The 21,809-nt window shown below is 62.4% G+C and carries 19 protein-coding genes and 4 pseudogenes; 20 read left to right on the top strand and 3 right to left on the bottom strand.

All coding sequences use genetic code 11. The features are described 5' to 3' along the window. Positions 1–38: 38 nt before the first annotated feature. A complete protein-coding gene (locus ACZ2G3_RS21190) occupies positions 39–545 on the bottom strand; it encodes a tyrosine-type recombinase/integrase (RefSeq protein WP_470400342.1) in 507 nt (168 codons plus the stop codon). A 203-nt stretch (positions 546–748) separates the two neighbouring features. Here ACZ2G3_RS21190 and ACZ2G3_RS21185 point away from each other — a divergent pair, with 203 nt between their 5' ends. The 3 genes from ACZ2G3_RS21185 (at position 749) to tnpC (ending at position 3,134) form a co-directional block, all read left to right on the top strand. Next, positions 749–1,174 (top strand): transposase, encoded by a 426-nt coding sequence (locus ACZ2G3_RS21185; RefSeq protein ID WP_470400008.1) that lies wholly within the window; start codon positions 749–751, stop codon positions 1,172–1,174. Beyond that, positions 1,174–1,527: an IS66 family insertion sequence element accessory protein TnpB gene (tnpB, locus tag ACZ2G3_RS21180; protein ID WP_470400340.1), complete on the top strand. Its 354-nt coding sequence runs from the start codon at positions 1,174–1,176 to the stop codon at positions 1,525–1,527. Before ACZ2G3_RS21185 ends, tnpB begins: the two co-directional genes overlap by 1 nt. 68 nt (positions 1,528–1,595) lie before the next feature. Beyond that, on the top strand, positions 1,596–3,134 hold the full coding sequence (gene tnpC / locus ACZ2G3_RS21175) for an IS66 family transposase (protein ID WP_470400005.1): 1,539 nt from the start codon (positions 1,596–1,598) through the stop codon (positions 3,132–3,134). Between the two features lie 196 nt (positions 3,135–3,330). On the opposite strand, the gene ACZ2G3_RS21170 is transcribed toward tnpC, so the two are convergent. Then, the gene (locus ACZ2G3_RS21170) at positions 3,331–3,903 is read right to left on the bottom strand and encodes a recombinase family protein (protein WP_470400338.1); all 573 of its coding nucleotides are present in this window, start codon (positions 3,901–3,903) and stop codon (positions 3,331–3,333) included. Positions 3,904–4,201: 298 nt separating this feature from the next. Here ACZ2G3_RS21170 and ACZ2G3_RS21165 point away from each other — a divergent pair. The 11 genes and pseudogenes from ACZ2G3_RS21165 to rfbA all read left to right on the top strand — a co-directional run bounded on the left by ACZ2G3_RS21165 (position 4,202) and on the right by rfbA (position 13,031). After that, a pseudogene (locus tag ACZ2G3_RS21165) lies at positions 4,202–5,136 on the top strand (IS5 family transposase). A gap of 53 nt (positions 5,137–5,189) precedes the next feature. After that, positions 5,190–5,907, top strand: a pseudogene (locus ACZ2G3_RS21160) (transposase); the annotation flags it as partial. 9 nt (positions 5,908–5,916) lie between these two features. Next, positions 5,917–6,222 (top strand): annotated as a pseudogene (locus ACZ2G3_RS21155) (transposase); the annotation flags it as partial. A gap of 464 nt (positions 6,223–6,686) precedes the next feature. Further along, entirely contained in the window at positions 6,687–7,505 is an 819-nt protein-coding gene (locus ACZ2G3_RS21150) for a RepB family plasmid replication initiator protein (protein WP_470400336.1), read from the top strand. A 144-nt stretch (positions 7,506–7,649) separates the two neighbouring features. Continuing rightward, a complete protein-coding gene (locus ACZ2G3_RS21145) occupies positions 7,650–8,264 on the top strand; it encodes an AAA family ATPase (RefSeq protein ID WP_470400334.1) in 615 nt (204 codons plus the stop codon). Continuing rightward, positions 8,257–8,571 (top strand): hypothetical protein, encoded by a 315-nt coding sequence (locus ACZ2G3_RS21140; protein ID WP_470400333.1) that lies wholly within the window; start codon positions 8,257–8,259, stop codon positions 8,569–8,571. The genes ACZ2G3_RS21145 and ACZ2G3_RS21140 overlap by 8 nt, the downstream gene beginning before the upstream one ends. 414 nt (positions 8,572–8,985) lie before the next feature. Next, complete coding sequence (locus ACZ2G3_RS21135; RefSeq protein ID WP_470400332.1) at positions 8,986–9,573, top strand: recombinase family protein; 588 nt, start codon at positions 8,986–8,988, stop codon at positions 9,571–9,573. Positions 9,574–9,710: 137 nt separating this feature from the next. Further along, positions 9,711–10,271, top strand: coding sequence for a dTDP-4-dehydrorhamnose 3,5-epimerase (gene rfbC / locus ACZ2G3_RS21130; RefSeq protein WP_470400330.1), 561 nt, complete (start codon positions 9,711–9,713; stop codon positions 10,269–10,271). Next, positions 10,268–11,305 carry a dTDP-glucose 4,6-dehydratase gene (gene rfbB / locus ACZ2G3_RS21125; protein WP_470400329.1) on the top strand — a complete coding sequence of 346 codons (1,038 nt, stop codon included), beginning with the start codon at positions 10,268–10,270 and terminating at the stop codon, positions 11,303–11,305. The genes rfbC and rfbB overlap by 4 nt, the downstream gene beginning before the upstream one ends. After that, positions 11,305–12,162 (top strand): dTDP-4-dehydrorhamnose reductase, encoded by an 858-nt coding sequence (rfbD, locus tag ACZ2G3_RS21120; protein ID WP_470400327.1) that lies wholly within the window; start codon positions 11,305–11,307, stop codon positions 12,160–12,162. The genes rfbB and rfbD overlap by 1 nt, the downstream gene beginning before the upstream one ends. Further along, on the top strand, positions 12,159–13,031 hold the full coding sequence (gene rfbA, locus ACZ2G3_RS21115; protein ID WP_470400326.1) for a glucose-1-phosphate thymidylyltransferase RfbA: 873 nt from the start codon (positions 12,159–12,161) through the stop codon (positions 13,029–13,031). Before rfbD ends, rfbA begins: the two co-directional genes overlap by 4 nt. Positions 13,032–13,074: 43 nt before the next feature. Here the strand turns inward: rfbA and ACZ2G3_RS21110 are convergent. Beyond that, positions 13,075–13,203: pseudogene (locus tag ACZ2G3_RS21110) on the bottom strand (IS256 family transposase); the annotation flags it as partial. A gap of 341 nt (positions 13,204–13,544) precedes the next feature. On the opposite strand from ACZ2G3_RS21110, the gene ACZ2G3_RS21105 reads away from it, so the two are divergent. The 6 genes from ACZ2G3_RS21105 (at position 13,545) to ACZ2G3_RS21080 (ending at position 21,781) form a co-directional block, all read left to right on the top strand. After that, on the top strand, positions 13,545–16,205 hold the full coding sequence (locus ACZ2G3_RS21105; RefSeq protein WP_470400325.1) for a rhamnan synthesis F family protein: 2,661 nt from the start codon (positions 13,545–13,547) through the stop codon (positions 16,203–16,205). A gap of 135 nt (positions 16,206–16,340) precedes the next feature. Beyond that, positions 16,341–16,655, top strand: a complete 315-nt coding sequence (locus tag ACZ2G3_RS21100) for a hypothetical protein (protein WP_470400324.1) — start codon at positions 16,341–16,343, stop codon at positions 16,653–16,655. A gap of 447 nt (positions 16,656–17,102) precedes the next feature. Further along, on the top strand, positions 17,103–18,473 hold the full coding sequence (locus ACZ2G3_RS21095; protein ID WP_470400321.1) for a glycosyltransferase: 1,371 nt from the start codon (positions 17,103–17,105) through the stop codon (positions 18,471–18,473). A gap of 4 nt (positions 18,474–18,477) precedes the next feature. Beyond that, entirely contained in the window at positions 18,478–19,377 is a 900-nt protein-coding gene (locus tag ACZ2G3_RS21090) for a glycosyltransferase family 2 protein (RefSeq protein ID WP_470400319.1), read from the top strand. Positions 19,378–19,422: 45 nt separating this feature from the next. Then, positions 19,423–20,544 carry a hypothetical protein gene (locus tag ACZ2G3_RS21085; protein WP_470400317.1) on the top strand — a complete coding sequence of 374 codons (1,122 nt, stop codon included), beginning with the start codon at positions 19,423–19,425 and terminating at the stop codon, positions 20,542–20,544. 43 nt (positions 20,545–20,587) lie between these two features. Continuing rightward, complete coding sequence (locus ACZ2G3_RS21080) at positions 20,588–21,781, top strand: polysaccharide pyruvyl transferase family protein (protein ID WP_470400375.1); 1,194 nt, start codon at positions 20,588–20,590, stop codon at positions 21,779–21,781. Positions 21,782–21,809 lie beyond the last annotated feature (28 nt).

Below are 21,809 nucleotides of genomic sequence, written 5' to 3'. Positions count from 1 at the left end.
CACAACGGTCCTTTCGGTTGAGGGGGAGGGGGTTTGCCCTAGAGGAGGGAGACCAGCTTGCGCTGCAGGTCCCGGTCGCCTTGGATGTAGCGTTCAGTGGTGCTCAGCGCGCGGTGCCCTGCCAGTTCCTGCACGTCGCGCAGCGAGGCGCCGGCTTTTGCCAGGTGCCGCGCAGACTGGGTAATGAACGTCCGGCGGCCAGAGTGAGAGGAGCAGCCTTCAAGCCCCACGGCCACGTAGACCTCCTTAAACCAGTTGACGACGCTCCGGGCTGCCATGGCGCCGCCCCGCTCGGAGCACACCACAGGCCCTTGCCGCGGCCGCCCCTGCTGCCGATGCAGATCTCGCAGCAATGCCAGCAGCTCAGGGTGCATGGGGATGCGGCGGCCATGGTGCATTTTGGCAATTGCCGGGGATACGGACAGGCACAGTGAAATCGCTCCGCCCGCAGTCAGGATCATTGGCCAGGTGAGGCCGGAGATCTCGGCGGCGCGCAGGCCGGCTTTGAAGCTGAGTAGCACCATGACGCGGTTGCGCGTCGGCATGCGTGTTGTTTGGACATGCGCCAGCACCCGGCGCAGTTCAGCCGGGGCCAGCACCTTTGCAGGGTGCCGAGACATGAAAACAGACCATTATTGTGGGAAAGAAGTAAGCGCGACGCCGATCCCCTCCTGCCGCTTGTGATCTGAACGGGTCATTCTCGACGCGGATGAGCGTTGGAGGTTGGGGCTTGGAACGAGACGGCAAAGTGGGCGTCCATTTGGACGGCTCGAGGGGCGGCGGGGTTTCTCGGCTTGAGGTGATCGAGGGGCCGTCCGGGCGCCGGCTTCGCACGAAGGCAGAGCGGGCGCGGATCGCGGCGGAGAGCCTGGTGCCGGGGGCTTCAGTGACGGTTGTTGCGCAACGGCACGGGACGACGCGCTGGCAGATCTATGACTGGCGGAGGAAGCTGCGGACGGGGCAGCTTGTCGTGCCTGAGAGCGTGGCGGCCCTGCCGATGTTTGCCGAGCTTGTCATGGAGGGCGCGGCTGCTGGGGCAGAGATGCCCGCGGAGGTGGTGGTTGCGACCGGCGTGGAGATCGTTGTCGGCGATGTCGTGATCCGCGTCGGCGCCGACGCGGATGAGGCCCTGCTGACGCGGTCGATCCGGGCGGTGCGGGCGGCGGCGTCGTGATGTTCGGTCAGGGAGGGCCGGTGAAGGTCTATGTGGCGACGCGCCCGATGGACTTCCGCAAGGGCATCGACGGGCTGGCCCTAGCGGTGCAGGAGATGTTCGGTCTCGACCCGTTCTGCGGCGCCGTCTTCGTGTTCCGCTCGAAACGGGCGGACAGGATCAAGCTTCTGGTCTGGGATCAGACCGGGATGGTGCTGGTTCACAAGCGGCTGGAAGGAGGCAAATTCGTCTGGCCGCAGGTGCGGGACGGGGTGATACGGATGTCGTCGGCGCAGCTGGCGGCGCTGTTCGAGGGGCTGGACTGGCGGCTGGTAAGACCGGAGCGGGCGCGTCGGCCGCTGGCGGCGGGGTGAGCGTCCCGATGCGCGAGAACTCCTGTTTTTACTGGCCCTGAGGGGGGCTTCGTGATTCACTTCCCCGCATGGATGCCGACACCCTAAGCCGCGAGAACGCTCATCTGAAGGCCCGCCTCGCGGAGGTCGAGGGGGCGCTCGCGGAGGTGCAGGAGGCCAACCGTCGGCTGGAGGGTATCCTGCGCGCATCGCAGCGCGAACGCTTCGGCAAGAGTTCCGAGAAGTTGTCGCCCGACCAGTTCAATCTGCCCTTGGAAGATGCCGAACTGGCCCAGGGCGTGCTTGAGGCTGCACAGGAGAAGGCCGCAGCCGCGTTGCAACGGGCGCGAGGGGATGAACCTCGCAAACCGAAGCGGAACCGCGGGCATCTGCCACCGGACCTGCCTCGGGTCGAACGCGTGATCGAGCCCGCCAGCACCCTCTGCCCGTGTGGCTGTGGCGAGATGGCCCGGATCGGCGAGGACGTCTCCGAGAGGCTCGACGTGATCCCGGCGCAGTTCCAGGTGCTGGTGACGCGGCGCCCCCGATACGCCTGTCGCCACTGCTCGCAAGCCGTGGTGCAGGCCCATGCGCCCGAGCACGTCGTGCCTGGCGGGCTGCCGACCGAACGGCTGATCGCGTGGATCATCGTATCCAAGTTCGGTGACCACCTGCCGTTTTACCGCCAGGCCGGGATCTTCGAGCGGCAGGGACTACATCTCGACCGTGGCACGCTCGGCAACTGGGTCGGGCGCGCCTGCTTCCACCTGCTGCCTGTGATCGACCACATAAAGGCCCGTCTGCGCGCCGCCGACCGCATTTTCGTCGACGAGACCCGCGCGCCGGTGCTGGACCCGGGCCGGAAGGCCACCAAAAACGGCTACTTCTGGGCCGTCGTCTCTGACGACCGCGGCCATGGCGGTGCTGGTCCGCCCATCGTGCTGTTCCACTATGCACCTGGCCGTGGACGGGAGCATCCCCTGAGGTTCCTGGCCGGATACCGCGGCCGGTTCCTGCAATGCGATGCCTACCAGTCCTACAACGCGCTGACCGAGATCACGCGCGATGAAGGGCCGTGGCAGCTGGTCTATTGCTGGACCCATGTCCGCCGCCGCTTCGTCAAACGCCTCGAGCGCGAGGGCTCGCCCATCGCCGAGGAGATGCTGCGCCAGATCGCGTTGCTGTATCAGATCGAGAAGACCGTGCGCGGCCACGCCCCCGCCGACCGCCTCATCGCCAGACGCGAGCATGCAGCCCCGATCATCGCCGCGCTCAAGCCCTGGCTGGAAACCCAGCTGTCACGCATCCCACAAAAGTCCCTGCTGGCCGAGGATATGCGCTATGCCCTCGCGCACTGGACCGGTCTGACCCGCTTCCTCGAAAATGGGACCCTCGAGCTCGACACCAACCCGGTCGAGAACCAGATCCGTCCGATCGCGCTGACCCGCAAGAACGCACTCTTTGCGGGAAACGAGATCGGCGCCGAGAACTGGGCCATGCTCGCCTCGCTCGTCGCTACCTGCAAGCTGTCAGGCGTGAACCCCGTGGACTACCTCGCCGACACACTCCAGGCCATCCTCGACGGGCACCCCAAATCCCACATCGAAGACCTCATGCCGTGGCGCTAACCACAGCAGCCGTCAAGCATCCCCGCATAGGGCCTCGACGTCGCGCTTACGGAAAGAAAAGCGGGCATGTGCCCCGCCAAGGCACATACTACATAAATATATTATATATGTCAAATGGTTAGAAAAATTCGCACGTCGACACGGCTTGAGAGAGTAAGGAAGTGGGCATCCTTCCTGCACACCTAGTTCACCCACTTCAGACAGCCTTAGCAGCCGCTTTCAAGCCTGTGTCCTCCAATGCCCGATAGACCGTCATGCGGGAGACCTTGAGGTCCCGAGCAATCTGAGCTTTCGAAACACCTTGGGCTGAAAGCCGGCGGATTTCGGCATCGTCGACGCGCTTCTGCCGCCCTTTGTAGACGCCTTGGCTCTTTGCCGCCTCGATCCCTGCGCGCTGCCGGTCACGGATGAACTTCAGTTCCATATCAGCGACCATACCAAGAACTGTGATGACCATTCGGCCCATTGCCCCGGCTGTTGTTACTTCCGGCTCCAGAACCCGGAGTGATGCACCTTTGGCATCCAGCTCATGCACCAAGTTCAGTACATCGCGTGTGGACCGGCCAAGACGGTCAAGGCGATGGACAACCAGCTCGTCGCCAGCCCGAAGAAACTCCAGAACAGTCTCCAGCTCAGTACGACCGTCACGCGATGCACCAGAACCGGTCTCAGAGCGGATGATCTCGCACCCGGCTTCCTTCAACTTGGATTCTTGAATGTTGAGATCTTGGCTTTTCGTGCTGACGCGGGCGTATCCGATCCGGGGCATAGGTCATCTGTCACGTTAGGGTGGCTGACGGACCAATACTGTCACAGTGAGTTTCATGCTAGTCATTTGTTACACTTCTGGCTGTCACATGATCGCGTAACGTTAAGGTGTACCCATGCGATACGGACGCTTGAAGGATATTGTTATCTGTCCCACTCATCCATGCAGCGACTGAAAGGGTCGTTTTTGGCTTTAGGGACCAAGGAGGTTGACGCAAAGGCACTTCTACGGGGCATTGTTGCAGAACTCGCCCGAGCGAGGATTCACGCGTGGGCTGCTGTGGGGTAAGTGCCTTCGCATGACGAAGCCTGAAGCTGTCCGCTACCGCACGACGAACTGGAAGTCCTACAATGACGCCCTGAGGCGGCGCGGGTCGCTGCTGATCTGGCTGGACAAGGACATAGCGTGGCTGGCGAACAAGGCGGGGCGTCGCGGCCGCCCGCCGGTGTTTTCCGATGCGGCGATCCAGTTCTGCCTGATGGTGAAGGTGCTCTTTGGGCTGCCACTCCGGCAAACAACTGGGATGGTAGCCAGCATTCTGAAGATGGCGGGGCTCGCCTGGCCGGTGCCGGACTTCTCTACGGCTCAAGCCGCAGACAGAAGACGCTCACTGTTCAGATACCCCACCGCCGCGAACCGGGACCGCTGAACCTGCTGGTCGACAGCACCGGGATCAAGTTCCTCGGTGACGGAGAATGGCTGGCCCGCAAACATGGCACCCACCGCAGGCGCCAATATCGCAAGGTCCACCTGGCAATGGATACAGCCACCGGCGACATCCGGGCGGTGGAGTTCACCTCAAGTCGTGAGGGTGACAGCCCGGTGCTGCCTGACCTGCTGAGCCAGATCCCGCCCGATGAACAGATCGGCACCGTGACTGGCGATGGGGCCTTCGACACCCGGCGCTGTCACACAGCTATTCTGCATCGCGGCGGCACGGCCGTCATCCCGATCCGCAGGAACGGACGCCTCTGGAGGGAGGACTGCCCCGCCGCCCGCGCCCGCAACGACATCCTTCGCGCCACCAGGCGCTTTGGCCGGGCGAACTGGAAGCACTGGTCCGGCTATCACGTCCGAAGCCGGATCGAGGCAAAGATGAGATGTCTCAAATCTTTCGGCGAGCGGATCGCCTCGCGAGATCCCGATAGGCAAACCGCCGAAGTCCACATCCGCATCGCACTCATGAACCGCTTCAACGCTCTCGGCACCGCCGAGATCAAACGCGTGGCATGAGGTTAGTGGGGTAAGGGGAAATCTTGCCTCAACGCCGAGTTCTGCAACAATGCCGAAGCAGAGATGGGACGGTGGAAGCCCTGAGAATTTTGCGTGTTCGCAGGAAGACGGCGGTTCACGCCCGGCGGATTGCCCTGCAGCTGATCCAGACCACGATCATTGCCGCGCCGGATGGCTTACGCGATCAACTCCGCCACATGACCCGGATGCAACTAATCCGATCCTTGGCGGCCTTGCGACCCGATCTGAGCACTTACCGCGATCTCGAAGCGGCCTATCGCATCGGCCTGAAGTCCTTGGCACGGCGATATCTGGAACTGCATGATGAAATTGCCGACCTCGATGTCATGATCAGCGGGATCGTTAACGAACTGGTCCCCGATCTCATCGCCCGCAATTCTGTTGGACATAACAGCGCGGCACAACTCTTGCTCACAGCAGGCGATAAGCCCGAGCGCCTGAAATCAGAAGCAAGCTTCGCAGCCCTGTGCGGCGTCAGTCCCGTGCCCGCATCATCCGGGAAGACAATCCGGCACCGGCTCAATCGTGGTGGAGATCGAGCTGCAAACAGCGCGTTGCACATCATTGCCATCGGCCGGCTCAGAACCGACGAAAAAAACCAAGGCCTACGTTGCGCGTCGCGTGGCCGAGGGACACTCCAAACTTGAGGTTATCCGGGTCCTGAAGCGCTACATCGCCCGCCAAGTCTACGGCATCATCATGCGTCGCCAGAAACAGATCAACATGACTCGCCCGCTGCTTGACAAATAGAAGGGTGTCCAAGGATCTCAGTTCACGTCCTTCGCCTGGACCGACCGGCTGAAACAGGTCGGCACCCGGATCTCGATGGACGGCAAGGGACGCTGCATCGACAACATCTTCATCGAACGCCTATGGCGGTCCCTGAAGTATGAATGCGTCTATCTGCACGCTTGGGAAACCGGCTCTCAGGCCAAAGCTGGCATCAGGCGCTGGATCACCTTCTACAACCACCATCGCCCACACACTGCCCATGGCGGACAACCGCCCGCCGTGGTCTACTTCAACACCATCGAAACCGATCAGCAGGTGCAGGCAGTAGCTTAAACCAGCCGGAAAACTGTCCAAGGATCGGGGAGTAGCTCAAGCTTCAGCGCATTCCGAGCAGATGACTTTCAGAGATAGAGTATGGGCAGGTCCAGGAAAGAGGTCTGAGAGGAACGGCTCCAGTGGCCTCTGCGGACTAGGGGACATGCTGCGCGTCACCTTGCCCTGTATCTTCTTTCTTCTCTTTCTTCTTCTTCTGTAAGCTTTAACCAGCTGATCTAACTTGTTGATCCAGCACGCCCCGTAGGTATTGGGTCGGAAAGCCGTAGGAACTGGGTCGAAACGGCAGCCAAAACCGTAGAAATCGGGTAGCTATCCCGTAGAAATCGGGTCGACCAGCTTGAAACCGCAGCAGGAGTAGCCTCCCGCACCCTGTTCGACCCGAGAACTACGGGTTGCGGCTTTCGTTTGACCGCCGTTGTCAAACCGTAGTTATTGTCTTGCGCGACTAGCTACGGTTTGACATGGAAAACGACCCGAAAACTACGGTTTCAACATTCAGCCTTCGCCCTCTCGATGGCGAGATGCTGAAGCCTGCCGAGTTGGTCGAAGTGGACGGGGCTGAAAAGCTGACGCTGAACGCTCGGCGTGCATTCAACTTGCTGCTGCACAACGCCCATGGGCCGGAAATGGCGATTCCGCACAAGCGGTTTAAGATCCCCCTTGCCCAGATCAAGTTCTCCCACGCTGGCAACGAACGTCTTGCGCAGGCAGTCAAGTCTCTGATGCGGACCATCGTCACTATCCGCTCCCCTGACCGGGTCGAGCTGGTGCCCCTCCTCGGCCGCACCACCATTGCAGATCGCAAGAACGATCGCGGATATCTCACCTATGAATTCGACCCGCTACTTGTGGAGCTTCTTCGCGACAGCCAGTTATTTGCCAAGCTGCAGCTCGACGTGATCCACGCAGTGTCGAGCAAATACGCCCTAGCCCTCTACGAGATCGTCGCCAAGCGAGCGCGCCTCTCTTACGTGCGATCCGAGACCTTCGAGATCGAGCAGTTTCGATCAATGCTCGGCGTCGAGACCGGCAAGCTTGGGACCTATTCCAACCTGCTGAAGTTCGCGATCAAGCCTGCCTTTGAAGAGGTTAATCGGCTGGCAGAGTTCCACGCGGCATTCGAGCCGGTGAAGGTTGGCCGCAAGGTCGGCGCGATCAAGGTAGCATGGGCCATGAAGGGCGTGGAGGCGCAGAAGAAGGCTTATGCTGAGCTTCACGGCACCCCTGTCCTATCATCTCAGGAAGAACTTCCGCTCGGTCCAGTGCTCGTGGAGTCTTAAATTGCACGACTTCAAGAGCGCGAAATTCAGCAATTTTACACTCGTAAAATTCAAGGATTTACTAAGTGGCCAAACATAAACTCGAATAAGCGCGAAATTTAGTGAGTTAAAAATTTGCCGCGCGAGGAATTGGAGAGTTAAGCAATGAAGACCATCGTCATCGCGTCTCAAAAGGGCGGGGCGGGAAAGACCACGACCGCAATAAACATGGCTGTGGCCGCCTCACAGGATGATCTGCGCGTGGCTATGATCGACCTTGACCCGCAGCGGAGCCTGCGCGGATGGTGGGAGGGCAGGGACGGTGAGTGGCCCCAGATGCCCGACAATGATCCTCCGCCGGACAAAGTAAAAGCTGCACTGCCCCAGCTGGCCAAGCACTTCGACCTGGTGATCATCGACACACCGCCGGCCGCACCCGAGTGGTTACAGAGTGTTATGGCAGCTGCTGACCTTGTACTGATCCCGGTGCGTCCGTCGCCGCACGACTTGCGCGCCGTGGGTGCCACCCTGAAGGCCGCCAAAGCTGCCGGATCGGACTTTGCCTTTATCCTGTCTCAGACCCCGCGTGCCAAGGTGACGGATGAGGCGGGCCGCGTCCTGGCGCAATATGGCAAAGTTGCTCCAGTGAACTCAGCCATGCGCGTGATCTATGCCGAGACTGCTGCGACAGGGCAGGGGGTCACCGAAGCCGGCGACCAGAAGGCCGCCCAGGAAGCCCGCGATCTGTGGGCCTATGTGCAGGGGCTGCTCGATGGCTAAGAAGGGCGGATTTTCATTTGACGGCATGGTCGACCCGGATGGCAACGAACCGGCGCCGATCAAAGGCGTGAAGCAGCGTGGCGCAATCGAGGGTCCGGCCGCTGCGGCACCGATGGTGGAGACGCCCGCACCAACTCGTCGAGGAAGGCCGCCGAAGCCTCGCACAGCCACTGAGGCCCGGCCGAGCTTCGGTCTCGACCCTGAAACACACGCACTGTTCAAGATATGGCTGTTACGGCGCGGGGTCTCAATGCAGGACTATCTGGAGGCGCATATTCGTGACCTGGTGAAGGGCGACAAGCTTTAGGAATTTACCGAGCGGAGAATTTAACGTGCGCTCGCTCCCCACTTTGGGGGTGCATAGGGAGTCCACATCGTCAATCGCCAAAGCTTAGCAACTAGTCCGAATTCTTGCGACCACCTCTGTCCGGGGGAAGGGGGACCTCGGCCATCACCCGGTTTGTGCAACAGAGTCCGCTCGGGCTGAAAGTCTCCATCCAGCCCGGCGCGTGATACCTCCCTCGATTCCCGGTCTGTGAGGGTGGATCAATCCAGAAGGCGCAGAACCGATGGTCTTCAGTGCTGGTGACGACCTGTCCGCCTGCCGTTGAGCAGTAAATCCGTCGTTTCTGTCCTTGATCTGCCCCTCCTGTAGAACCAACTGCTTGATCTGGACAAAACTCTATCCCAAAACTGAGCCGGTTAAGGGGGGTTTCTTTCCATGATCGTCGGCTATGCCCGTGTATCGACCTCTGACCAGAGGCTCGATAGCCAGGAAGATGCTTTGAAAGCTTCGGGTGCGGAACGTGTCTTTGCCGACGTCATTACTGGCTCCGCGCGCCATAGACCTCAGCTGGACCGGATGCTGGATCAGCTCAGGGTCGGGGACGTGGTGGTGGTCACCAAGTATGACCGCCTGGCCCGGAGCCTGAAGGATCTCCTGGAGATCGTGGAGCAGATCCAGGAGAAGGGCGCCGGGTTCCGGTCTCTGGCCGAAGACATCGACACGACCACCCCGGCCGGACGGCTGGTCTTCCATGTCTTCGCGTCAATCGCCCAGTTCGAACGGGAGAGGATTGCAGAGAGAACCAGGGAGGGGCTGGAAGCCGCCCGCCGGCGCGGCCGGGTCGGTGGTCGACCACCGGCGCTGTCCCCGGCCCAGAAGGCTGAGGTGCGGCGCATGCGGGACGAGGAGAACCGGCCGCTGCCGGAGATCGCCGCTCTGTTCAAGGTAAGCACCAAGACCATTCGGCGTGTGCCGATGTGCCCTAGGTGTCACATCCCGCAAGGTTATACACTCGCTTTTTGAGGAGGACGGCCTTTCTGCTGCCAGTTCCTCAGTGCGGCAGGGAGCGTTTGGCCCTGAAGATCTCGATCTTGCGTCAAGATGGGCTGACAAGGGACGTGGTCTTACGTAGACAGCATCCACAAGCGGACTTGAGGCACATGCAGATTGAACAGACGCCCCTTGCGGGGGTTCTTCTTATAATTCCGGCCCGCCATGGTGATGCGCGCGGGTTTTTTTCCGAAAGCTGGAACCGCAAGACGCTGCGCGAGGCGGGGGTGGTTCTGCCGGAATTCGTGCAGGACAACCACTCGCTGTCGCGCCAAGCTGGCACCGTTCGCGGGCTGCATTACCAGGCCCCGCCCCATGCGCAGGGCAAGCTGGTGCGCTGCGGGCGGGGGCGGCTCTTCGACGTGGCCGTCGATGGGCGCCGCGGCAGCCCGACCTTCGGCCAGTGGTTCGGCGCCGAGCTCAGCTTCGAGAACGGCCGCCAGCTGTGGATCCCGGCGGGCTTCCTGCATGGCTTCGTCACACGCGAACCCGATACCGAAATCGTCTACAAGTGTACCGCGCATTATGACCGCGAGGCTGACGGGGCGGTGGCGTGGGACAGCCTGGGCATCGACTGGGACGTCAGCGACCCGGTCCTGTCGGACAAGGACCACGCCGCGCCCGCCTTTGCCGACTGGCAGTCCCCCTTCATCTTCGAGGCCAAGGCATGAAGATCCTGATCACCGGCGGGGCAGGCTTCATTGGCTCGGCCGTGGTCCGGCTGGCCATTGCACGCGGTCACCAGGTCGTGAACCTCGACGCGCTGACCTATGCCGCCAACCTGGCCAATGTCGCGGATGCCGCGCGGTCCGACCGCTATGCCTTTGAACATGCCGACATCCGCGACCGCGCGGCGCTGGACCGCATCTTGGCGCAGCACCAGCCCGACGCGATCATGCACCTGGCGGCCGAAAGCCATGTGGACCGGTCGATCGACGGGCCAGATGCCTTCATCCAGACCAACGTGATCGGCACGTTCAACCTGTTGGAGGCCGCCCGCGCCCATTGGATCGCCCGGGGCAAGCCCGAGGGGTTCCGCTTTCACCACATCTCGACCGACGAGGTGTTCGGGTCCCTGGGCGAGACTGGGCAGTTCACCGAAGCCACCCCCTATGATCCGCGCAGCCCCTATTCCGCCAGCAAGGCGGGATCGGACCATCTGGTGCGGGCCTGGCACGAGACCTATGGCCTGCCGGTGGTGCTGACCAACTGCTCGAACAACTACGGGCCCTATCACTTCCCGGAAAAGCTGGTGCCGGTGGTGATCCTCAAGGCGCTGGCCGGAGAACCGATCCCCGTTTATGGCGACGGCGGCAACATCCGCGACTGGCTGTTCGTCGAGGATCATGCCGATGCGCTGCTGCTGGTGCTGGAAAAGGGCCAACCGGGGCGCAGCTACAACATCGGCGGCGAGAACGAGGCCCGCAACATCGACCTGGTGCGCACCATTTGTGCCCATATGGATGAACTGCATCCCGCAGGCGCGCCGCATGCGGATCTGATCACCTTCGTGGCCGACCGCCCTGGCCATGACCGCCGCTATGCCATCGACCCCACCCGCATCCGTGATGAACTGGGCTGGCAACCCTCGGTGACGGTCGAGCAGGGGCTGCGGCGCACGGTGGAATGGTATTTGGCCAACCGCGACTGGTGGCAGCCGCTTCTGTCCCGCGACGGCGTCGGCCGGCGTCTGGGGGCCGCCTGATGCGCGACCTGCTGATCTTTGGCCGCAACGGGCAGGTGGCCCGCGAACTGGCCGAGCTGGCCCCCCGCGCCAGGTTCCTGGGCCGCGACGAGGCCGACCTGACCGATCCCTCGGCCTGCGCCGCCGCGATCCGCACGATTGCGCCCCTGGCCGTGATCAACGCGGCCGCCTATACCGCCGTGGACCGCGCCGAAGCCGAGCCCCAGATCGCCCGCACCGTCAACGCGGACGCGCCGGGCGCGATGGCGCGGGAATGCGCGGCCCTGGGCATCCCCTTCCTGCACATCTCGACCGACTATGTCTTTGACGGCTCGGGCCATCTGCCGCGCAACGAGGATGCCCCCACCGGGCCCCTGGGCGTCTATGGCGCCACCAAGCTTGCAGGCGAAGAGGCCGTGGCGGCCGCCGGCGGGCAATGGGCGGTGATGCGGACCTCTTGGGTGTTCTCGGCTCATGGCGCGAATTTTGTCAGGACAATGCTGAGACTGGGCGCCGAACGTGACCGCTTGACCATCGTGGGCGACCAGGTCGGCGGTCCGACCCCCGCCGCGGATATCGCGGCGGCGACCCTGACGGTCCTCTGGGGCATGCAGGCCGATCCGGCCAAGGGCGGGATCTATCATTTTTCGGGGGCGCCGGACGTCTCCTGGGCCGATTTCGCACGCCAGATCTTCGCCCGCGCCGGCATGGAGACCGAAGTCGTGGACATCCCCGGCACGGATTATCCAACCCCGGCGCGGCGCCCCCTGAACTCGCGGCTGGACTGCGGTCGCATTGAGCGGGATTTCGGGATCCAGCGTCCCGACTGGCGGATGGGTCTTGCGCGCGTGCTGCAACAACTGAAGGACAGGTCATGACACAGCGCAAGGGCATCATCCTGGCCGGCGGATCGGGCACGCGGCTTTATCCGATCACCATGGGCGTGTCGAAGCAGTTGCTGCCGCTTTACGACAAGCCGATGATCTTCTACCCGATCACCGTGCTGATGCTGGCCGGCATCCGCGAGATCGCGATCATCACCACGCCCGAGGATCAGGACCAGTTCCGCCGCCTGCTGGGCGACGGCAGCCAGTGGGGGATCAGCTTCACCTTCATCGTGCAGCCGTCGCCGGACGGGCTGGCGCAGGCCTATATCCTGGCCGAGGACTTCCTGGCCGGCAGTCCCTCGGCCATGGTGCTGGGCGACAACATCTTCTTCGGCCACGGCCTGCCCGAGCTCTTGGCCACGGCCGATGCGCGCAAGGACGGCGGCACCGTCTTCGGCTATCGCGTGTCAGACCCCGAGCGCTATGGCGTCGTTGATTTCAACGACCAGATGCGCGCCCGCGCGATCATCGAAAAGCCCAGGGTGCCGCCCTCGGACTATGCCGTGACGGGCCTCTATTTCCTTGACGGGACCGCGCCGGAACGGGCCCGCGCCGTCAAGCCGTCCGATCGCGGCGAGCTGGAGATCACCACCCTTCTGGAAAGCTACCTGCACGACGGCAGCCTGACGGTCGAACGCATGGGGCGGGGCTTTGCCTGGCTGGACACCGGCACCCATGCCAGCCTGCTGGATGCCGGCAACTTCGTGCGCACGCTGGAGAACCGCCAGGGCCTGCAGACCGGCTGCCCCGAGGAGATCGCCTTTGAAGCCGGCTGGATCAGCGCCGACCAGCTGCGCGAACGCGCCGCCAAGTTCGCCAAGAACGACTATGGCGGCTATCTTCTGAAGTTGCTGGAGTAACTTAACCAACTTGTTAGCGGAACGATATGATGATGCTGCGCCAAGCGCTCACTGCTGTGCCGACCTCCAGCTCCATCAACCGCTCGGCAGCAAAGCCGATCATCTCGCGAAGCAGATCGGCATCGGCGCTCTTCTCTACGAGCGCACGTAGGTCCATCATGGGCTTGGTCACCGGGGACATCCATCGGTTCAGGTTGGATCAGCAATCCGACCCTACCGAGAAACAAGATGGCCACCAAAAGCTACACCACACCCTGAGACGTCACCAAACAGAGCAGATTGAGGATCTGATTGCCAGGCCAAGCCGCGTGGGCAGGTTGCGGAGATCGACTGTGTTGCCAGCAGACTCGTCTGCTGGTCCTGCGGTGCCGATGCAGGAGTCGATCATTTCGACCTCTCTCCCGCGGTGGCCCTAAGCCCGCCGCCAGCCTGCTGACCGCGCTGCTAACGGCGCGCTCGCTGAACGATGATTGCTGCTTTGCCTTGCGTGCCGCCGCCTTTACAGGAGCCTGAATGACCTCGCTGAACGACATCTGGTCGCAACTGGTTGCAAGAACCGAACATGCCGCTCACCGCCCCGATTTCCGGTTCGATCCGGAATTCTATGCCCGCACCTATCCCGAATTAGCCGGCGAAGCCAAAGCCATGTCCCGCCATTTCGCCGATCGCGGCGCGGCTGAGGGACGGCACGGCACCTACTACACCCAGCTTCGGGCTCAGGCCCCGCATATCGACGCGGCACTTGGCTCGCTGGTCACCCATCCCGCGCTGAAAGCCGCCATCGAGGCTGGCCAGCTCGGCGCGCTGGAACTGGCCTTTGAGTTGATCCAGCTAGGCTCGCCGATCGATGCGCTGGTGTCGGATTTTTCGATGCAGGCCTATCTGGAATGGCATTCCGACATCGAGGCCGCTGGGATGAACCCGCTGATGCACTATCTGCGCTTCGGGGCGGTGGAGGGCGGGCGGCGCACGCTGGCCGATCTGCGCAAGAGGTTGCACCAGGGGGCGCAGGACTTTCGCCCCAAATTGCCGACAGTCCTAATCTGCATCCACGAGATGTCGCGCACCGATGCGTCGGTCGTCGGACGCGATCTAGTCCGAGAGGCCAGTCAGACCCACAACGTCGTCGTCGCGACGCATTGCGGGGGTGAGTTGCTGGACAGGTTCCTGCCGCATTGCTGCGGATTGCTGATCACCGCTGACCCGCTGCGGGAGATGTCCTACATTTCGGCCGAACCGTTCCGCAAGATCGACTTCGCGCTGCTGAACTCGGTCGAATGCATGCTGTTCATCCACCCGCTGGTAGCCCATGATATTCCTTTCGCGGCCTATATTCACGAATATTCTAACGATACCCATCCCGTATGGGTCAAGATGATGGCCGTCTTCGCGGACCTGCTTATCTTTTCGTCCGATCACGTGCGGGACAGCTGGCGCGGTCGACTGGCGGATGTCAACTTCAACATCGAAAACGATAGCACCATCATTCCGCAGCACCCGCTGGTCGAGGGCGAGATTACCGAAGAACGTCTCGCAGCGGCGCGCGCGCTGTTGTCGCGTGTTGTGGGCCGCGACCTGTCACAGGTGCGGCTGATCTGCGGAGCGGGGCATGTTCAGTGGCGCAAGGGCACCGACATCTTCCTGCAAGCCGCCCAGATAAGCGCCGAAAGCGATCCTGACACAGTCTTCATCTGGATCGGCGATGGCCAGAACCACCAAGAGATGGGCTTCGGCGTCTGGTTCGACTATCACCTGCGCCAAGCTGGGGTGAACCGCCCGGACGGCAACCTGTTCTTCCTGCCGGCGGGGCCGCTCTATCCCGACGTGATGGACGCGGCGGACGCAATGTTCCTGTCTTCGCGCCTGGACCCACTGCCAAACGTGGGGTTCGATACGGTGCGCCGCGGGGGGCGGATCGTCTGTTTTGACGATGCCACCGGTTTCGCCGATGACCGCTATCGCGGCTCTGACCGGATCGTTCGCGTCCCTTATGCGAATCCCATGGCCGCAGCTCAGGCCTTTCGGGAGCTGCCGCGGAAGGTCGGGGCTGCCGCCGCGGCCGATCCTGCGCCCGGCGAGGGCACGACGCTGCTGGACCGTCTCCGCCTAACCCTTCGGGAGCTGCCGTGGAAGGCTAGGTTTGGGGCCGCGGCTGATCCTGCACTCACCAAGGGCATGACGCTGTTCGACAGTCTCCGCCTGGCCTTGCGCGACCGTCTGGCGACACAACGAAACGTTGTTCTGGGCGAGACAGCCACCGACATCTCGTTTCTGTTCACCAAATCCGAAACCGACAAGCCGCTGCGCCGGAAGGAACGGGAAAAGATGTTCGGCTATGGCCGCCGGCTGCTGTGGCGCGATGTGCAGGATGCGCGGGACACGGTGGCCGCGTCGCAAAATTGGGTGCACCGCCGCACTCGGATCGAGGATTTTCGGCCGCTTGCGGCCGATGATGCGACTGTGCCGGACTTTGCGATCCATATCCATGCGTTCTATCTGGACGACTTGGCCGATGCTCTGCGCGACCATGTGGCGTTCGCACGGGCCAGTCGGATCCTGATCACGACCGACAGTCCCGAAAAGGCCGGCCTGATCCGTCGAATGGGCGAGGATAGCGGCCTGAACATCGAAACCCAGCTGGTGCCAAACCAGGGCCGTGACATTCTGCCCTTCCTGCGGTTATTCGGCGACGGCGGCCAGGCCGGCGGAAACGATATCTGGTGTCACCTTCACCAGAAAAAGTCGGTTCAGACGACCTCTCATGGCGTCGTCTGGCGGCGCTTCCTGCACCGCATCTTGCTAGGCGACGAGCGGAGCCTGTCCTCAGCGCTGGCCTGCATCGCGCGTCCGGAGGTCGGCATCGTAGCCCCGTTCGAGCCGCATTTCGCCCCTTGGGACGACTCCCGTCGGTTGCTGCCGGGCATCGCGGGCCGCTTCGCGGAGCCGCTGCCCGACAACCCGCTGCTGTTCCCGGTGGGTAACATGTTCTGGACCAAAGCCGACGTTGCGCGCCGGATGCTGAACCTGTTTGGACCCGACTATCCCTGGCCAAACGAACCCATCCCGACTGACGGGACAGAATTTCACCTAATCGAGCGTTTGTGGCCCGCCGTGGCCGCCCAGGAAGAGCTGGACGCGGTCTTCCTGCACAAGGCCGATGAGGAGAGGGTGTAATCATGGTCAAGCTGATCGTGCATATCGGCAACGGCAAGACCGGGTCCTGTTCCATCTAAGGAACACTGCTGGCCGGCAGGCAGGCGCTGGCAGCGTTCAGCGTCTATTCGCAATGGAAGCTCAAGCACAAGAACTATGCCGAACCGCCGCTTTGTGGCCCGGCTGCCGATCTTCGGCGAGCGCGAAATGGGCTTTGCAGGCGATCTTGCCCTATTGGACAACTTCGATGTGGTGGGCGAAGTGGTGGAGCACTTCTTGAAGGTGAACCATCTGCAGGGCATCCCGCCCGTCCGTGACAACGTGTTTTCCGTCCTCAATCGAAATTGCCGTGCAAGCGGTCTTCAATCCCGCAGCGAGCTCCGGTGCGGCCTTCGGATATGGCCATCGCAGCTCTGCGACAAGTTCGCCAAGAACGGCTATGGCAGCTATTTTTTGAAGCTGCTGGAGTAGACGACAGGCCTGTCATGGGGGATTGGAGCGCCCGACCCACCCTGTTAAAGGGTTCCAACGATTTCCGTTTTGACTACCAGCCCGGGCGGGTGGTCTATCAAAGCTGTTGTCGGGCCGTCGGTTCGGCGAACCGAGATGTTTTTGCGGCTCGATCAAGGCCCAAAACCAAAAGCAAGGACCACCACGCCTATGCCTTTCCTTGCCTCAGCAAAACCGCTTCATTCTGCCACGGCCGCCTATCTGTCCGACCAGATCGACCAAGCGCGCGCAATCTATCAGACGCTGTTTCCTACCCAGCACCTGTGCTTCATTCTCAGCGCTGGCCATGATCCTGTTTGGTCGCATCCTGAGATTATCGAAGGGCCTTGTATCCCGCGCCCGTCCGACTTGGGGCCGGACTACCTGGGCAGCATCGTCAGGCCCGGCGCGACGTCGGCTGACCCCCAGGTGGCGATCCGCCTGGCCATCCCGCGCCAGCCCAACCCGGACGAGATGAAGCAGACCGAGGCGCCCTGGCGGCCGATGTCGAAGCTGGCCCCGCTGTTCCGTTTCAGCCCGCTGGCCTATGAACACGTCCGTTATCAGGCCGAGATGCTGCGCAAGCGCCGCGACGACCGCCGCGACGATAAGAACGCGATCGCCCTGGGGTGGGGATCGGCGCTGATCGCCTCGCCTGCCGCCCCAGAGAGCGACCGGCGCCCGGCGATCCTGATAGGCATGCATTGGCTCGAGGTTGGCGGCGCCGAGAAGCTGGGCTTCGACACGGTCCGTTGGGCGCTGCAGGCGGGGCTGCGGGTCTTCGTCGTGGCCTCGGTTCCGTCCCTGCAGCGGTTCGCCGACCGTCTGCCGGACCATCCCGACGTCACCTTCATCCGCCTGGACCGCTATCTGCCCCACCACCTCTGGGCGCGCTATGTCGAGAAGCTGGCCCTGGCTGAGAACATCCGCCTGGTCCACATCCACCACTGCGTGCCGCTATACGAAAGCCTGCCCATGCTGCGGGTGCGCCTGCCCTGGATCGGTACGATCGACAGCACGCATATCATCGAATACGCCAATGGCGGCTATCCCCGCACCTCGGGCGTCTGGTCGAACTATCTGGATGTCCAGCACGTCATCAGCCAGGAACTGGTGAACTATTTCTGCGGCACCTTCCGCATCTCGGCGGACAAGGTGCTGCTGGGCCGGATGCTGGACCGCGACAAGGGGACCGATGCCGCGCCGGACCTGCGCCTGAAGCTGGGGCAGAAGACGCTGCATGTCAGCTTCATCGGGCGGCTGCACTATCAGAAACGTCCCGTCGTCGTGGTCGAGACTCTGCGCGCCCTGCAGGCCTGGGCCACGAAGAACGACGTGGCATTCAGCGCAACGATGGTCGGCGAAGGCCCTTTCGAGGCTGCGGTTACGCGGCTTCTGCGCCGCTATGGCTTGGGGGCCGCGGTGACGCGGCTGCCGGGGAACGCCGACGTGCCGGCGCTTCTGGGGCGGTCGGACCTGCTGCTGCTGCCCTCGAACAACGAGGGGCTGGCCCTGGTCTGCTATGAGGCGATCACCCACGGCTGCATCCCCATCTCGACCAGGGTGGGCGCGCAGTCCGAACTGCTGCCGGACGACCTGCTGGTGCCGCTGGCGCCCCATGCCTCGATCAAGGCGACGGTGGCCGCGGTGGACCGGATGTGGCGGGACGGGGGCTTCCTCGACCGGCAGAAGACCATGCTGGCCCGAGCCTGGGCCAGGCTTGCGGCCGATCCGACGGCCGAGGAGGCGCTGATGCCCATCTATCGCAAGGCCGCCGGCACGAATCCGAAGGAAGACTGATCCCATGACCGCACTGAATCAGACCGCAGCGGTCATCGTGACCTTCAACCGCTCGGCCAAGCTGATGAAGGTGCTGGATGCGCTGGCGCAGCAGACGATGCGCCCCGATGTCATCCTGGTAGTGGACAACGCCTCGACCGACGACACGGCCGCCCTGGTCCAGGCGCGGGCGAAGCAGGACGGGACCATCCGCCACCTGCGGCTGCCGAAGAACGTCGGCGGGGCAGGGGGCTTTCACGCCGGGATGAAGGCGGCGTATCAGATAGGTGCGCATTACTTCTGGGTGTCTGACGACGACGCCTATCCTCAGCCCGACGCTATCGAGAAGCTGCACGACGCGCTGGTGACATTCGCATCCGACACCGGCTGGCGACCCAGCTTCGCCTGTTCGCGCGTGGAATGGGTCGACGGCTCGCTCTGCGAGATGAACTGCCCGCGCCCCGTCTGGGATTGGGCCCGCTTTGTCAAGCCGCAGACGGCTTGGGCGCTGGTGGACAGCTGTTCCTTCGTGTCTGCGATGATCCCGCGTTGGGCGGTCAGCGAACACGGCCTGCCGATCGCGGATTACTTTATCTGGTTCGACGATGCCGAATACACGCGCCGCATCGCGCGCAGCTATCCAGGGATCTTCGTGCCCGAAAGCGTCGTCATCCATGATACGCCAGACAATCGCGGCGTGAACTTCGGCCTGGTCGATGAAAAGAGCCTCTGGAAGTTCAAATACGGCGCACGCAACGAAACCTCTTGGCGCAGGCGGGAGATGGGTCTGATGGGGGTCCTAGCCTATGCCTACGGTGTGCGGCGGCAGATGGTTCAGGCTAATGTGCCGCGCCGCATGCGCACCGCGATCTATCGGGCGATCCTGAAGGGTATCGCCTTCCGCCCGGCCATCATCAGGCCGTGACGCGTCACGACGACGTCGCCACTTAAGAAACAGGTCGGTTCAGCTTTGAAATTCGTCATCTTTATCGGCCACTTTAAGACTGGCTCATCCTCGATCCAGAGCTTTCTGTCGTCGAACTATCTGGCGCTGCTGCAGGCCGGCATCCTGTATCCCTCGGTCGAATCCCAAGGGATGTCGCGCAACCTCGCCGTGGTCCTTGCCGGTCGCGACCGCACGACGGCAGGGGCCAGCCTGAACATCATCGAGCCGCATAATGCTTTAGCCCTACGCCTGAAGAACGAAGATGACGGGCATGGCGTCCCCCCCTATTACCCCGCTCCGCCAAGCGGTTTCCAGATGCTGCAATTCCTGGAAAACCAGATCCGCGAACTGAACCCGCCATCGGTCGTCCTGTGTTCCGAGGTTTTCGCCCTTCTTGGCATGACTGACAAACGAAGCGGTGTACAGCGCCTGGCGAACCGGTTTGCGCAGCATGACGTCACTATCTACTGCAATCTGCGGCGCCCTGACGAATACCTGTCGTCTTGGCATCGCCAGAGGCTGAAGTTTGGAGCAAAGATGCAGCCGCTTTCGGGAAGGGGATTGCATGAATACCTCGACAGCGCACATTTCCAGCAGGCAAACATGATTCGTGGGTGGCTGGAGTTCTTCCCCGACGCAAACCTGATCATCCGCAACTTTGATGACGTCAGGACGAATGGTGGCTCGATTGTTGATTTCATGCGCCATTCTTCGCTAGCCTTCCCGTCGGGCCTGCATGTTCCTAAGGATCAGAATCCCTCCGTGCCCAGTGCCTTCGCGGAAATCGGACGGCGCGCTATTCTGGAGTTGCCGCAGGCCCAGTCCACCGAGATCGTGCGCTGGCTGACGGCCGCACGGCGCCGCGTCAACCATCCCGGCGACTCCAGCGTCGAGATGTTCGGGCCGACGAACCGGGCATTGCTGGCCGATCGGTTTGCCACGGTCGCGGCGTCCCTGGATCAGATGTCGGAGATGTCGCCCTTCTACTCCAACGCGGACGACTTGCGGACGCTCCGGCCGATTGACGATATTAGCGCAGCCGAGGCGGCCTTCCCGCATCTGGTTGCCGATGCGCGCCGCCAGGGGCTTGCAACGCCTCTTCTGGAATGGTTGGCCTCTCTTGATCTGCGTAAGGCGACGGGATGACCAGCCCGTATCATGGTTGATCTTCTTCAACAGGATATCGAAGATGAGAATTTTGTTTCACGGCCCCGGGACTCCGACCTACCTGCCGGAGATCAGGTTGCCAAACACCTCCGGTCTACGGCACGCGGTGACGGATCGGCTGATCGATCTGAAGGACACGCAGTCGCTGACCAGCAATCGCGGCAACTTGGTTCATGGCGAAGCTCCTGGCCGGATCTTCCGGTGCCGCAGGCGCCAATCTGCCTTTGCGAACCTAGGAACGCTGCACCGGATCTTCGGGAATCGCCTTAGGGAGATTCTTCCGAACCACTTCGATCTGATCGTCCTGTCGGCGGCCAACTTCATTTCTCCCACGCGCGATTTGACCCGCCTTCGTGACGCGCTGAACGTGGTTGGCGACGCGGTGCCGTTCATGGTCTTGGGTGCCGGCATGCAAGGGGATCACGCTCTAGCGGAATTGCACCCGTCGGTGCAGGAGATCCTGGACATTTACAACAAGCGAGCAGTCGTCTTCGGAGTTCGCGGTGCGCAAACCGAGGTGTGGTTGCACAGCAACGGATTCACCCGAGCGCAGGCGCTAGGCTGTCCCAGCATGTACGTCTTTCCGCAGTCGATCCTGTCGATTGATCATGCCGCAGCCCACGCTGCCGGTGGGGCGGCGAAAGTTCTGACGGCCGGCTACCTAACTGTAAAGAACGGGCGCAATTTCTCTCGTGGTCAGCAGCTGGCGCAGGCTCTGCAGAAGGTGCGAGCTTCCTATGTCTTCCAGGACGAGTTCTTCGGTTACGGAAAGATTGTCGAGGAGCGCGGCTCGTTCAACGATGCGACCAGCATGGGCAATCGCGACCAGTTGAACCGGCTTCTGGGCAGGGCGACGGGTGTCCCGCTGAACATTGAGAACTACTACTACTTCTCCGAAACCGCCGCATGGCGGCAGGTCGCCTTGGCCCATGACGTCTATATCGGCGACCGCTTCCATGGCGGCGTCGCGGCGCTGCAGGTGGGCCGACCTGGGATATTTTTGTCGCACGACAATCGCGTAACGGAGTTGACGGATTACTTCGACCTTCCGCGCATGACGTTGGATGAATTGGCAGCCGAAGGTATCGAGCGCGCTATCCGCCAGCGCATCACTGCACAGTCGGTATTGCAGATGAAGACAACCTATCGCCAGCGCTTCCAGCAGTTCGCCGAGGCAATGGACAAGCACGGGATAAAGCTGCACCCCTATCTTTGAAGCAAAGAATGTGCCGGTCGGCCCCGTC

It is taken from the genome of Paracoccus sp. KKT209 (genome assembly GCF_055635455.1).
This window is presented reverse-complemented; position numbering and strand designations above follow the sequence as displayed.